Genomic DNA, 13,200 nt, shown 5'->3' on the forward strand with positions numbered 1-13,200 from the left:
TACTTTTGCCTTTCCCTTGTTATTCTGAATATTTATTCTTGGGTATCCTTGCCATGGGGTTTTGTAAATTCGATGACTGCTCCCATGTTGACGAGGGGAAGTTGTTAGAAAATCATTTTGTGCGGGGAAAATAAAATCACCAGTTCAATAATGAAGTGCAACACTTGGGAAAGCAGAAAGGAAGATGCTATCCTAAGTTGCTATGTCAAAAGAATACATTCATTTAAGTATATTTGAAAGAGATAAAATTACTATTATGCTTTCAGAGAAGAAAACACTTGGAGAGATAGGAAAAGAGCTTGGGCGAAGTAAAAGCACTATCTCGCGGGAGTTAAAGCGCAATTCTTCTCCAGAGTATAAGCTCTACTTGTCACACAGAGCTCATACTCGTTCTGTTTTGAGACGAGAGGCGGCAAGTTCACGCGCGAGGCTTAAAGACAAGCACATCAAGTTATATGTGCGCGACAAGCTCAAGGAAGGCTGGTCGCCTGAGCAGATATCAGGAAGAATAGGCATTGATTTTCCATGCCTCTCAATAAGCCATGAGGCGATTTATCAGTATGTTTACAGCTCTGAAACAGAGGGACGTCAGGATTTGATTCAGTGCCTGAGACGGTCACATCGTAAGCGCAAAAGCAAGGGGATCTCGAGGAAAGTGCGTAAAACAAAGATACCCAACAGGATATCTATAGAGCAAAGACCGGCAGCAGTGGAAGCACGTCTTGAGGCTGGACACTGGGAATCAGACAGCCTGGTATCCAGAAAAAGCCATGTTGCCCTTAACTCGCTGGTAGAACGAAAGAGCCGGTTGCTGAGGCTCACGAAACTGAACCGAAAAACAGCCGCATCTACATACGAGGTTATTGTTGAAAGGTTAAAAGACCTTCCTATTGAGGCGAGAAGGACGCTAACCATGGATAACGGCACTGAAAATGCAGAGCATCAGGAGATTACTGCTGCCATTGGAATAAAATGTTATTTTGCTCATCCATACGCCTCATGGGAGCGCGGAACTAATGAAAATATCAATGGTCTCATAAGGTGGTACTTACCAAAAGGTACTGACTTTAATACCATAACCAACGAACAAATAGCTCGCATCGAATCATTGATTAACAATAGGCCAAAAAAGTGCCTTGACTATAAAACACCATTAGAAGTAGCTTCTCAATTTGTTGCACTTCGAGGTTGAATGTAGGAATATATGTCTGTACCCAACGAAAAAAATTGCTGAAAAAAAATTATTTTTTTCTTGGAGGCCATAGGGCTTCTTTTATTAATCTTTTTTCAATAACTTGTTCAGAAACTCCAAAATATCGCGCTATCCCCGGTGAAATGTATTCTCGTGTAGATTCACCTGACGAGTCCCATGTATCAAAGCCTTTAGTTTGCGCTATTGATACAGAGTGATCGAGCCTTTCAACTAGTTTTTCTCTTGGGACAAGCAACCTCCCTGCAAATTCATAGGCATGTTGTTCAATCCATGTATATTCATCATCTGGTATTTCTTGAAAAAAATCTATCCATTCTTCAACTGAGGAATACTGAATTTTTGAAAAGATATCGGGATGAAGTACAAAGTGGCCTACTTCATGAGCCATGGAGAATCTCAATCTGTTTTCTGCGCGTTCATTTAAGAAGTCTTTTTGATCAACGACAATTGTTTTAAGATCTCCAAGCAGAAGGGCATCAACATCACCAGCTTCTCGCAAATTATTAATCGGGCGTATTTCTATTTCTAATTCAAATTCAATAAGCTCAAAAATATCAATAGGGATAATATTGGAAGGCCAATACTTGGAGCGAAATGCATCAGCTTTAGCTCTTATATCATCAATCTTTATAAAAGGTGCTTTAAATTTTTTTGGCTCTAACACGGAAGATTAACTTTTCTTAATTTTATCTGCTAATTTACGCATTTCTTCTTTGGTTGGTTTTTGTCCTCGCAATGTTCGAAAAAACACCGGGAGCAAATTGACGACTTCTGCATCAGATATAAGGTCCTTAGGTATAATTCCCCGCGCTATGGAAGCAAGATCAACAAATGTGTACCAGTCATCACTGCCAACATCAATTCCAAGAGCTTTAGCGTACCTTTCGAGAATATCCGGGTCCTGAGGAGGCGGCATAGTGTCGCGTTCAAGCCGGCTGATATTGGCTGGGTCTGCCAATGCCTTCAAACAAAATTCTCTTAAAGTTATCCTCTTTTTCTTGCGGAGACTCTTAAGGAATTCTCCAAAAGACTTATATTGGTTAGCCATAACCTGCCCTCTTTTTGAATTTGTATTTATTGTACAAATAATACAACATATTTTGTTGATGTCAAATGATTTATAATTGTAAATTGTTGTAGTCTGGTCTTCAGCTATCAAATATTTATTTCAAACCGTTTTTATTTTCTTAAATTTTTCCATTTCTGGCAACAAGCCGTGAAGTTTACCCCCATCTCTTTTTAAATTGTCATTATTAATACATGGTGTCGGATTTCAGGACATTTTATTTCTTTTTGAAAAAACAGAAAACCATCTGGGAATCTGTTATTGCAAAATATTATCTAAATATTTCAATTAGTAGCAGTTATCTTCAATAAATTATCAAATAAGTGGCATGTGTCTTGCTATATTTTTCTTTGAAATGTGAAAACGGGGGGTATGTCATGAAGAAGTCTATTTCCTTTTCAATAATAGCATGTCTTTTTTTATGTTTATGCGCTCTCACAGAAGTGAACGCAATACAGGTTCCGGTTACACTTACAATAGATGAAATATTAACTGAAAGTAACCCTTATGAGGTAAACGTTGGAGATACATTTGACTGGCTTGTAAAATATGATGAAACTCAAATAGTCACATACGGTACAGATGAATGGCTGTTTCCCTATCTGGACCCTACGTTTGACATAAATGGCGCAGTTGGAACATTCTCATTTGATATTAATGACGTCTTTGCCATGACTTTAATGTATCCTCTGCATTTCACCGGCGGGTCTCTTGACGGATTTTATATGCTCTATATTCTTGATCTGCCATCATACGTTAATTATGCAGGCGGCATGAATCAGTATCTATTGATGAATGCTGATGGTAACGAGCTTTATAGAGGATCATTTGTTTTTGGAGCAGTATCACCTGTCCCTGAACCATCCACCTTTATTCTTCTCCTTGCAGGCTTGGCAGGTATTGCCGGCTTTAAGATTATGAGAAGAAGATAGTTAAGCGGTATAGCAAAGCCAATATCGCGCTCAACATAACCTGTCACAATATTACATGTCGTGTTGCTTTTTGCCCCTATGTGAAGAAATAATTTGAACACACTATTTAGTGTTTCAATTCCTCTCCCTCAGGAAAACATATATCTCCGTAAAAAGAATATTCCTTCTGATTATGGTGAGAAGACTGCTTGCGAACGCACGTGGTGTTTTGAATGTGAGAAGGTGCGGGAGCTGAATTGTTAACGGCACTTTTACTTCTTCCATCCCTGCTGCTTCAGCCATCTTGAGGACTGAGTTCCGTGTGAAACAGTTGATGTGCTCGAGAGGGCTTACTGGGTTGAGAGAGTTCTTAGTTCCCTTTGGTGCCTGCCAGTTTTCAATGCGGAGTCTTCTTTTTATGTCAGAACCATCAGGAACGCTGATTTTTATGAGGCCAGCCTCTCTCAGACCTTTTTTTAGATATTTCAAAGTCTCAAGTGGATTGGAGATATGCTCAAAGACCTGCTCTGTGGTTATAAAATCAAAATTGCCGCCGGGAATTTCATCCCATGAAATTGTTTTAACTCCCTGCGATTTTGCATGAGAAATTCTTTCTTCTGAGAGTTCGGTGCCAAAACAATCACAGCCGGCTTTATTTGCCTCAATGCACCAGAGCCCCCATCCCATACCAAAATCAAGCATCTTAATGTCAGATGGGTTTTCTCCCATAAAAGAGATAATCATCTCTATTTCACGCGCATATTTATAGGCAAAACTCTCTCCCTTTTCTTCCACCTCGGTTTTTCGCGCAAGCTCAGGGGATATCCATTCACAATAAATTTTTTTAGAAAGAAGATCATTGGGGACTTCTTTCTGATAGATGTTCCCGCAGAGAGTGCACTCCTCAAGTTGAAAAAGTGCATCTTCAAGATATTCGAATTCTATTTTCCCCTGAGGCGTGTAGAAAGATTGAAGGAATTCTTTTATTGGAGAGCTTAGATAGTTTTTAGAATATATTGTTTTCGAACTGCTGTTCCCGCATGCAGGGCAGGATTGCCTAAGAGAGAAGTATTTCCCGCTCATCTTTAATCGTTATTTTCCGGATGTCTGTTTTTTTGTGACTCTCCATTCAGTCTTATTTTATTCCCGATCCTTTCAAGGATTGTCACGATTGTAAGAAAAACCACTGACTGCACTACAAGGATAATCGAGTCTACTGTGTCAGCATTTCGAAGTGCAAGGGCGGAACAGCCCAACCCTATATTTAGAAGAAAAATGAAATGAACGGTTTTTCTTTTTCCGTGAAGGAGAGCATCGAGTCTGTGATGGAGATGGTCGCGCCCGGTGTATTCAACCCATTCTGTGAAATTATGTATTTTTCCGGTCATGTACCTGTCTATGGTTATATAGAACATGTCATATATGAGGACGCTGAATATGAGTACAGGGGCAAGGGCTGAGACCACGATACTGTTTTCAGACCAGTCCCCGTTTATTGCCATGCAGGCAAGGACAAAGCCCAAGAAATTCGAGCCGCTGTCTCCAAGAAAGATTGAAGCATCGCCCTTTAATTTCAGATTGTATGGAAGAAAGCCAAGGCATCCTCCTACAATTGCTATGGCGGTCCAGCCGAGAAAGGGCTGATGGTTCTGATAGGCAAGGATGCCTATAAATGTTGAGATTATCACAGAGATTCCCGCAGCAAGCCCGTCCATCCCATCAAAGAAATTCATCGCATTTGTAAGCCCAAGTATCCAGAGGAACGTAAACGGAATATTGAGATACCAGAGCGGAGTATGGGAAGGAAAGATGGTGAGCACAGTTCCTGTGTATATAACGATTGCAGTAGCAGCTATCTGAACTAAAAGTCTGTATGCAGCCCTGAGATGGAATTTAACGTCCAGCAGTCCAATAATAATTATGAGAGAAACGGCTATTAATATCCCTACAAGCTCTTTTGAAAAAATATAATTCACAGCAAGTGAAACAATGAATGATACAAATATGGAAAGCCCTCCCAAAAGCGGAGTTCCTTTCATGTGGAGCTTGCGCGCGTGGTCTGGCAGATCAAGGAACATCTCTTTTATAGCAACCAACTGTGCCAGAGGGACAAGGAGATAAGTCAGCAGTGATGAAAAAAGGAGAACATAAACCCACCTGTGCCCAACGCTGTTAAACCAGAATTTTGTTGCCGGCAATACAAGGATCAGGAAGGCGATTAAAGCCGGGATATATAGTGGATATGTTATATCTATCTGGCGGCTCTTCTTATCCAATAATTATCTCCTTTGCCGAGCTTGCGACCTTATTCATTTCTATCTTTTTAAGAGCCGGATAGATGGGAATTGATAAAGCCTCGCGGTAAAGCTTTTCTGCTCCGAGGTAATTTTTATTGTCCAGTCCGAGGTATCTATGTAAAGGAAGATAAAGCGGAAGCTCAGTGTTTACACCCAATCTCTTAAACCGTGCAACAGTATTGATAGCGGTCATCTTGTTAAGCCTTATCACGTATCTGAAGAATACATGTCTTGTCCCGGATTTTTCTGCCGGATGGAATAAGTTATCAGATTTAATTTTTTGTCTGTAATAGTCTGCGATTGCTCTTCTGCTTTTTATAAAAGACTCTATTTTTAGAAGTTGGCATCTCCCTATTGCTGCGGCAATGTCAGTCATCTTATAATTAAAGCGTACTTTGTAGTCGTCCCTGTGATCATAGGAGCGAAGGTCATTTACTTTATCTATTAATTTTCTGTCATTGGAGAGGACCATTCCCCCTTCTGCGGTTGTCATCATCTTTGTTGCATAAAAAGAGAAGATTGATATTTGCCCAATTCCCCCTGCCTTGCGGTTGCTCTGCTCAGCTCCTATAGCCTGTGCGCAGTCTTCAATCACAGGGACTCCCAATGATGCGATGCCCTTTATATCAGCAGGCGAGCCGAACATGTGCGGCACGATTATCGCCTTTGTCCTTCTTGTCAGTTTCTTTTTTACATCCTGAAGCATGATATTCCCATCATCGGGAGAAACATCTGCTATGACCGGCGTTGCCCCTGTGTAGTTAACTGCATTTAAAAGTGCAGTGCATACAAATGTCGGGATTATCACCTCGTCTCCTGCTTTGATGTTGAGAGCAAGCAGGGCGAGATGCAATGCCGAAGTCCCGCTGTTTACAGCAGATGCATATTTTACGCTTATGTATTTTTTGAATTCGCTTTCGAATTTTTGAACTTCTTCCCCTGAAGATAACATTCCGCTTTTTATTACACGGATTGCGGCAGATATCTCATCCTTCCCTAAACAGGGCTTTGAATGAGGAATGGGATTTTTAATTGTCATCGCTACTCGGTTATGTTTATGAACATCCTTACAGGTACAAAAGCTTCAGCATTTTTTACTCGTCCCTGAACTCCCCTGAAGTTTGCAGATGAAAGGACTATGTCAACTATTGAGAGCCCTGATATGTTTGTCCTTTCAACCTGCGATGCGTGGGCTTTTACAAGTGCTACCTTCTCTTCCAGCACTTCATTTATATCTATGAATATCGTTGGCTGGAAGCCGTGTGTTGTCGGACCTTCGTAGAAAAGGACATTCTTGGTATAGCGGGCGGCAGATGTCACGGCACTGCTTAAATGCCTGTGGTCCTGATGAGTGTCATCAGGGTAATGTGTAAAAATAAAAACAGGATTTATGGTTTTAATTATTTTTTCTATTGTCTGAATAGTTTCAAGGTTTGCATGAATCTCTGTGTCCTTTGATTTTCCCCAGAACAGTTTTTTTGCTTTAACCAGTTTTGCGGCTTTTTCCTGCTCGGTTTTCCTCAGTTTTTCCGTACCTCCCTGTTCTCCTTCGGTCATTACAAGAAGGTATATCTCATGTCCTTCTTTCGAGTATTTTGTAAGTGTGCCGCCGCATCCGACTTCAATGTCATCCGGATGCGACCCGATAGCAAGGATTCTCATTTATTTCCTCCTGTCAGAATTGAAAGGCTTTCGCTGCCGCAGTTGAAGAGAAGGTCAACGGCTGAAAGATGGGAAAGAAAATCATCAAACTTCTGCTTGTAAACAGGGTGCCTGTATTCCTGAAAAATGACTTTTATTCCTGCGTCGCTGTATTTATTCAGGTCCATATAATTTTTCCCGCCTTCACCGGCAAGGTATGTGTCTGCTTCATACATCCTGCATAAGCTTATAAGCCTTTCATCCGGGTCTTCGGGAAACTCTCCAATTTTTGATGCTATCATAGTTCTTTTGAATATGCCAAGACAGCTCATCAGCTCTTCTATTAAAGCGATATTGAGAGCGCTTAAATATCCCCACCGGCTTTTTATTATTTTCTGTATGGAGGCAAAGTATTTTTTAAAAAATGATGTGTTTGAATAGTTAAGTTCCAAAGATGCGATATGTTTTTTCTGCCAATGAGAATTTTCATCAATTGTTACTTCCATAATCTTCTGGGGGAACCTGTAATGCACCGGCACTGTGAGCCATGCAGGACCGGTGTCTGTCTTTATGCGGTTGCGGTTTTGCCATTCATTTTTTTTATACTGGACATTGTCAAGAAAAACGAAGATGTCGCTTCTGTAAATCTTTTCAAAATAACCAAGCCAGGGGAGGTACTGAGGCTGGTGTGCTGCAAGTATCATCAATTACCTCCGGTTGACCGGGCATAATCAAAAAAAATCGGATTAGACACAATATGGTCACCTTTCCCAGTTTTAATAATGAGCCTGTAATATCCCTTTTCTTTTTTGTCGGGTTCGTCTGTAAATTTCTCTGAATATGGCGCCTCTCCTTTGATTTCCCTGATGCGTCTGCCGTTTCTAATCAGCTCAAGGTTAAACGGGAAAGTGTGCCCGCTTTTTTCGCCTATTTTTATTGATAGCTCGGGATTGCCGGTGAGTTTAACAAGCTCTCCCATCCCGTACCGGGTTTCGCTCTCCGTATTCCCGATAGTGAAATCTTGAAGGATAACCTTATTCTCCTTTCCATTTCTCCTTGCATAACAATGTCCTTTTCTTATGGCATCAAGGACTGCGTTTTTGTTCAGAGTGTCCGCGGTATCAATGAGTAATACGGTTTCTACCTCGTCTATCCTTTCATCGCCATTGGCATGGTAGTCAATTCCCCCCACCCCCCAGACCGGATTTTTTCTTTCACCATTGCAATACTGAAGCAGTATTGTGTCCCATTCTTTTCCTGATTCTATCATTTTTGATTTGTCGCGGTAAAGCGCTTCAAATCCTGTGTAATCCTGAGATCTTACAAGATCTTCTGCATGCGACGGAGTGTAAATGTTAATGGAGTCAATTTTCCTTTCCTCATAATTTGACTCCGGATGCGCCCAGATTGATAGAGCGCCGCTTTTCTCTGCATAATCTATAAGCTCCTGATATGGAAAGAGCTCCGCATCACTGTCATACTGGGAAAACATGGAGCTTTTGAAAGGATGATAATTTATAGCAAAGAGGATAGAGATAATCATAAAGGCTAATGCAATTTTTCTGAGAGTTCCCTCTCCTTTTAAATATAGTACGAACGAAAGTATGAATGCAGCAATGAATGGGAGAAAGCCGGGAAGAAGTTCTTTTATGTAGGATGTTGAGAAACCGTTGTGTATGACCGGCAGTGCTGTATATTTTTCCAGTGTGTCAAGTCCAATGATGGTTATATGTTTATGCCAGTTATTTGAGACAAGGGTATCGTTAAAAAAACTTCCGGTCCAGAAATAGTGAGCTGTTGATTCAACCCCAGGAATGATAATCATGTCATCGTACTTTGAATTTACTCTTTTTATCTCAGAGAGATATTTTGCAGGTCCAATGCTGTTTACGCTTTTTTGCTCTACGGTTTTTTTAAGTATGTTTCTAAAGGGGGGGATACCGTATTCCATTCTTATAACATCATGGTCGGTAAGGAAGAGAATCTTGTCTCCGGTGTTTCTTGCTTTTGCAACTACTTCTTCAACTGTTCCATTGCCTGATGAATATACTGTGTGCAGATGAAGAAGGCTGTCAGCCTGAAACTTCTCTGCTGTTCCTACAGGTGGAAATACGAAAAAAAACAGGATAATAAGAACAACACTGATTAAAGGCTTGGCTGTTCCCTCGGCAGGCACCTGCTGTTCAGTGCCCCCTAGTGAAATATAGAGGGACTGCCAAGCCTTTAATAATCTATTGTAATTTTTTTTCTTTGAGCACTTCTTCATATAACGATTCAACCTTTCTTACCATGGAATGTGTGTCGTATAGCGCTGCTCTTTCTCTTCCCCTTTCTCCCATAGATGAGCGGAGATTTTTATCAAGATAAAGCCTTTCTATCCTGTCAGCTATTGCTTCTGCGTTTCCGGGAGGTACTATAAATCCGGTTTCACCCTCAACTACTATTTCACTTATTCCTCCAACATCGGTGCCAACCACGGGAAGGCCTGCTGCCATGGCTTCCACTATGGCTTTTCCCATTCCTTCATTAAGGGAAGAAAGAACAAAGATGTCTGCACCATTAAGAAAATTTCCTATATCTTCACGCCATCCTGCAAATTTAAATCTTTCAGCAGCTCCGGCATTTTTTATTATTTGTTCCAGATTTTCTCTCAGTTCCCCTTCTCCTGCAATAGCGAAGTAGATATCATCATATTTTTTAGAAAGTATAATACCTGCTTTTATGAAATATTCATAACCTTTAACTCTGCTTAACCTTCCCATACTTGCCGCAACTATTGCGCCAGCAGGCATGGAAAGTGTTTCTCTCAATGATATATGGGATTTTGGGCATTGGCTGGTTTTATCAGCATCAGTTCTCTGTATTAATCCAATATCCACACCGCTGTGGATCGGTATGAATTTATCAGGCTTGGCGACGCCGAAGCGGATATGTTCTTTTTTCCCCCGTTCTGTAAGTGTGATGATCCTGTCTGTGATAAGAGCTGATATCTTTTCAGCCCATACGAACAACTTTGATACAAGAGGTACGTAATATCCATAAAAAACATGGCCGTGCGGTGTGTGAACTATAACTGGTACCCCAGCCAGCCAGCCAGCCCATCTCCCCAGTATCCCTGCCTTTGAGCTGTGAGTGTGAAGAATCTGGTAGTTCCCCTTTTTTATGAATGAGTAAATCTGATAAAAAGCTTTTAAATCATGGAGAGGACTTATCTTTCTTACCAGATCCGGGATACATGAAAATTCCGATGCTGACTCCTTTGCCTTTTCAAAGTATTTAACGTCAGGAGAGAGCGTAAGCCCATAGAGAAGTGATGGGGTGTATTTACCCCTGTCAAGGTTCATGACCGTGATTAGCGTGTTCTCTGCTGAGCCTCCCCTGTCAAGCCTTGTTATGACATGAAGGACTTTTACCGGTTTCATAAAAGCTCTCTATAAAGGTCTTCTAGCTCTGCGGCAGTGTTATCCCAGCTATATTTTTCTTCCACCAGTTTTCTTCCCCGCTTTGCTGTTTCATCATAAACTGCTTTTTCATTTTTAAATATCGAGATCCATTTTACTATTCCCTTTGCCATATCAATACTTCCGGCTGATTCTAAAATAAGGTCATGGCTTAACTGTCCGAGGATCTCAGGTGTAGCGCCAACTGGAGTTCCGATGACGGGGGTGCCGCATGCGAGTGATTCAACGGTTACAAGACCGAAGCCTTCTTCAGATTTTGTGGGGAGGATGAAGAAATCAGATCCCCTGTAAAAGTCGGCAAGCGCTTCTTCTTTTACAAACCCTGTAAATCTGACATTTGAGGAGATCCCTTCCCCGATTGCTATTTTTTCAAGCTTTTCCCTTAATGGTCCTTCTCCGCCGATTACAAGGAGGGTATCATTGTGGGTTTTCAATATCTCCTTCATGGAGTAAAGGAGGTTTTCAAGCCCCATCCGCGGTTCCATATTTCTCAGGGTTGATATTATTACTTTGTTTTCAGGACAGGAGAATTTCTTTCTAATCTCTTTTTTATCTCCGGCGGGATTAAACCTTAAAGTGTCAACTCCTCCCGGCACTATTTTTATTTTAGTTTCTGAGATTTTGCAGAAATCTCTTATAAGCTTTGATGTATAGGAGCTTAAGGTCCTGACCCTGTCACATCGCAAAAAGTTGAATATCTCAATAAACTTTATAAAAGGAATTGTGACCGCTCTGTCTGATAATGAGAGGGGTTTATTGGATATGGTTTGGCGTGTCGCATATTCCATATGTCCCAAAGAAAGGCATGTATAAATTTTTGGTATTTTTTTTGCTGCTTGAAAAATGTTAAGCGCAAATGCAGAAAAAGGCTGATGGAAGTTTATTATGTCCACATCTTTTTTGATTTTGCTAAAGATATCACGCGGTCCTGAAATGGTTCTGTAAAGGAAATCTAATGGAGAAGCAGGGTCTGCATAAAAGGTCCGGATTGCAATATCTTTCAGCTTGAATTTTTCTCCGGATTCTTTTTCTTTTCTTCTCGCAATAAGGGATATCTGGTTTCCTCTTCTTGCAAGGGCCTGTAGCTCTTCGAAGAGGACCCGTTCAGCGCCGCTAAAATGAAAGTCCGCGGAATTGTTTTCTAAAGACGGAATGTTTACATCTGAAACTATAAGGATATGCATTTATTATATTTCCAAGTACTCACATTATCCTGGTGTCTTCAGGAAGTTTGTTTTCTGTCTTTATGTGCCCGAGCGATATTATAAGACCTGTCACAAGCCAGAATGGCTCCATTATTCTGATTATTATGAAGGTGTTCGCCCCGATGCTGTGGACTGTGAGTGCAGTCAATCCCGCGATATAGCCCAGCGTAAGTCCTTTATAGCTGTTTGAAGGAAGATTCCTGTATATCCTTATGCTTTCCCTGAAAAGATTGAAAAGAAGATTAATGAAAGCTGCGAGACCTATAAGACCTGTTTCGAGCAATGCCCTCACATACTGGGCATCCCTGAATTTATAGCCTGTAATCCCAAAGCCAAGAAGAGGATGTTTGAGAAAATCGTCAGTGCTTTCTATCCATGTTTTAAGTCTTTCAGATGTCGAAGTATCAAGTTTAATGTTGCCTATCTTGTATTGTCCATGCTCCGGTTTCTGGTGAAAAGTGTATTCCAGCCTTTCTGTGACAGGTGTTGGAAGAAAGTAAGGGGTAACAATAATAACAAGAAGAACTGCTATGAGTACTATTACTCTTTTTCTTATGGAAATTATGAAAACTATCGCAGCCGGGATAAATGCAAGATAAGAAGTTCTCGAGAGAGTAAACAGAAATGGGAATACTATTATCAGTAAAAGACCGGCAGCAAGCACTCTCTCTCTCCTGTATCTTGAAAATAGAAAAACTCCTGCAGACAGAAAAAACATGATTAAAAGATAACCGCCAAGGGTATTGGGTTCACCGGTTTCACCTTCAAAGGGGGCACTGACTCTCTTCCCTCCCGGTATCTGGTATATTCCGTAAATGCATATAACGGCGCATGTGATGAAAACAGCGTGTATGATATGGTTTATATGTTTTGGTTCGTCTATGTTGTTGACCACTATGAAATAGAGAACAAAATATTCGAAATATTTCAGAACATAGAATACTCCGGTTAGAAACTTCACATCACCTGCAAAGACTCCAAAAAGAGTAGAAATGAAGCAGACGCCGATATAAATAAAAATAGGTTTATTCAAAGGTGTCCTTGTGATGAGCCCGAGTTCTTTGTGGATTGCAGTCTTGGTAAACCAGATGAGCCCCAGGAGAATAAGCAATATGTCTTCAGCCCTGATGGTTATGCTTCTGGCTGATTCGGTCTGCGGGCCAAGGGTTCCAAGTGTTATTTCAGGAGACAGTAACATTGAAAATATAACGAGTATAAGTGCGACTTCGTTGCTGATAAAAGAAACAACAGCTATCAGGATTATCATGGCTATCAAAAAGGATTTTACCGGCACAAGGACAGATATGCCTATGGCTGCGATGAGCGATATGGCTATTGTAAATGCTAATGTTATATTAGTGGAACTTATTGCCCGGTTCATATTTTGAGCAAAGGATTTAATCTGT

Annotated in this window: 13 protein-coding genes; 2 read left to right on the forward strand and 11 right to left on the reverse strand. The window is 40.8% G+C overall.

Translation table 11 applies throughout. From position 1 onward, the window contains the following. Positions 1 to 256: 256 nt before the first annotated feature. Positions 257 to 1,192: an IS30 family transposase gene (locus HZA77_01300; GenBank protein ID MBI5374043.1), complete on the forward strand. Its 936-nt coding sequence runs from the start codon at positions 257 to 259 to the stop codon at positions 1,190 to 1,192. Positions 1,193 to 1,241: 49 nt separating this feature from the next. Here the strand turns inward: HZA77_01300 and HZA77_01305 are convergent, their stop codons facing one another. Together HZA77_01305 and HZA77_01310 are read right to left on the reverse strand one after the other, a co-directional pair. Further along, positions 1,242 to 1,877 (reverse strand): ImmA/IrrE family metallo-endopeptidase, encoded by a 636-nt coding sequence (locus tag HZA77_01305; GenBank protein MBI5374044.1) that lies wholly within the window; start codon positions 1,875 to 1,877, stop codon positions 1,242 to 1,244. 6 nt (positions 1,878 to 1,883) lie between these two features. Further along, positions 1,884 to 2,261, reverse strand: coding sequence for a helix-turn-helix transcriptional regulator (locus HZA77_01310; protein MBI5374045.1), 378 nt, complete (start codon positions 2,259 to 2,261; stop codon positions 1,884 to 1,886). 395 nt (positions 2,262 to 2,656) lie between these two features. Between HZA77_01310 and HZA77_01315 the strand changes: the two genes are divergently transcribed. Beyond that, positions 2,657 to 3,211, forward strand: a complete 555-nt coding sequence (locus HZA77_01315; protein MBI5374046.1) for a PEP-CTERM sorting domain-containing protein — start codon at positions 2,657 to 2,659, stop codon at positions 3,209 to 3,211. Positions 3,212 to 3,325: 114 nt separating this feature from the next. Here the strand turns inward: HZA77_01315 and HZA77_01320 are convergent, their stop codons facing one another. From HZA77_01320 to HZA77_01360, 9 genes are read right to left on the reverse strand one after another with little or no spacing between them, the layout of a single operon-like run. Then, positions 3,326 to 4,273, reverse strand: a complete 948-nt coding sequence (locus HZA77_01320; GenBank protein ID MBI5374047.1) for a class I SAM-dependent methyltransferase — start codon at positions 4,271 to 4,273, stop codon at positions 3,326 to 3,328. 2 nt (positions 4,274 to 4,275) lie between these two features. Further along, positions 4,276 to 5,466, reverse strand: a complete 1,191-nt coding sequence (locus HZA77_01325) for an undecaprenyl/decaprenyl-phosphate alpha-N-acetylglucosaminyl 1-phosphate transferase (GenBank protein MBI5374048.1) — start codon at positions 5,464 to 5,466, stop codon at positions 4,276 to 4,278. After that, positions 5,459 to 6,526, reverse strand: a complete 1,068-nt coding sequence (locus HZA77_01330) for a DegT/DnrJ/EryC1/StrS aminotransferase family protein (protein ID MBI5374049.1) — start codon at positions 6,524 to 6,526, stop codon at positions 5,459 to 5,461. Before HZA77_01330 ends, HZA77_01325 begins: the two co-directional genes overlap by 8 nt. A 2-nt stretch (positions 6,527 to 6,528) precedes the next feature. Next, the gene (locus HZA77_01335; GenBank protein MBI5374050.1) at positions 6,529 to 7,149 is read right to left on the reverse strand and encodes a PIG-L family deacetylase; all 621 of its coding nucleotides are present in this window, start codon (positions 7,147 to 7,149) and stop codon (positions 6,529 to 6,531) included. Further along, entirely contained in the window at positions 7,146 to 7,832 is a 687-nt protein-coding gene (locus HZA77_01340; GenBank protein ID MBI5374051.1) for a WbqC family protein, read from the reverse strand. Before HZA77_01340 ends, HZA77_01335 begins: the two co-directional genes overlap by 4 nt. Then, complete coding sequence (locus tag HZA77_01345) at positions 7,832 to 9,394, reverse strand: PHP domain-containing protein (protein MBI5374052.1); 1,563 nt, start codon at positions 9,392 to 9,394, stop codon at positions 7,832 to 7,834. Before HZA77_01345 ends, HZA77_01340 begins: the two co-directional genes overlap by 1 nt. Further along, positions 9,360 to 10,550 (reverse strand): glycosyltransferase family 4 protein, encoded by a 1,191-nt coding sequence (locus HZA77_01350; GenBank protein ID MBI5374053.1) that lies wholly within the window; start codon positions 10,548 to 10,550, stop codon positions 9,360 to 9,362. Before HZA77_01350 ends, HZA77_01345 begins: the two co-directional genes overlap by 35 nt. Then, positions 10,547 to 11,773 carry a glycosyltransferase family 4 protein gene (locus HZA77_01355; GenBank protein ID MBI5374054.1) on the reverse strand — a complete coding sequence of 409 codons (1,227 nt, stop codon included), beginning with the start codon at positions 11,771 to 11,773 and terminating at the stop codon, positions 10,547 to 10,549. Before HZA77_01355 ends, HZA77_01350 begins: the two co-directional genes overlap by 4 nt. Positions 11,774 to 11,792: 19 nt before the next feature. Next, on the reverse strand, positions 11,793 to 13,175 hold the full coding sequence (locus HZA77_01360; GenBank protein MBI5374055.1) for an O-antigen ligase family protein: 1,383 nt from the start codon (positions 13,173 to 13,175) through the stop codon (positions 11,793 to 11,795). Positions 13,176 to 13,200: the final 25 nt, after the last annotated feature.

It is taken from the genome of Candidatus Schekmanbacteria bacterium (assembly GCA_016219965.1).
Classification (GTDB): domain Bacteria; phylum Schekmanbacteria; class GWA2-38-11; order GWA2-38-11; family J061; genus JACRJM01.

What these genes read in the sequence shown, in the direction of transcription:
- HZA77_01350 (MBI5374053.1), bottom strand. Translation starts at nt 10,550, where the DNA reads ATGAAACCGGTAAAAGTCCTTCATGTCATAACAAGGCTTGACAGGGGA.
- HZA77_01300 (MBI5374043.1), top strand. Translation starts at nt 257, where the DNA reads ATGCTTTCAGAGAAGAAAACACTTGGAGAGATAGGAAAAGAGCTTGGG.
- HZA77_01360 (MBI5374055.1), bottom strand. Translation starts at nt 13,175, where the DNA reads ATGAACCGGGCAATAAGTTCCACTAATATAACATTAGCATTTACAATA.
- HZA77_01330 (MBI5374049.1), bottom strand. Translation starts at nt 6,526, where the DNA reads ATGACAATTAAAAATCCCATTCCTCATTCAAAGCCCTGTTTAGGGAAG.
- HZA77_01315 (MBI5374046.1), top strand. Translation starts at nt 2,657, where the DNA reads ATGAAGAAGTCTATTTCCTTTTCAATAATAGCATGTCTTTTTTTATGT.
- HZA77_01345 (MBI5374052.1), bottom strand. Translation starts at nt 9,394, where the DNA reads ATGAAGAAGTGCTCAAAGAAAAAAAATTACAATAGATTATTAAAGGCT.
- HZA77_01310 (MBI5374045.1), bottom strand. Translation starts at nt 2,261, where the DNA reads ATGGCTAACCAATATAAGTCTTTTGGAGAATTCCTTAAGAGTCTCCGC.
- HZA77_01335 (MBI5374050.1), bottom strand. Translation starts at nt 7,149, where the DNA reads ATGAGAATCCTTGCTATCGGGTCGCATCCGGATGACATTGAAGTCGGA.
- HZA77_01340 (MBI5374051.1), bottom strand. Translation starts at nt 7,832, where the DNA reads ATGATACTTGCAGCACACCAGCCTCAGTACCTCCCCTGGCTTGGTTAT.
- HZA77_01355 (MBI5374054.1), bottom strand. Translation starts at nt 11,773, where the DNA reads ATGCATATCCTTATAGTTTCAGATGTAAACATTCCGTCTTTAGAAAAC.
- HZA77_01320 (MBI5374047.1), bottom strand. Translation starts at nt 4,273, where the DNA reads ATGAGCGGGAAATACTTCTCTCTTAGGCAATCCTGCCCTGCATGCGGG.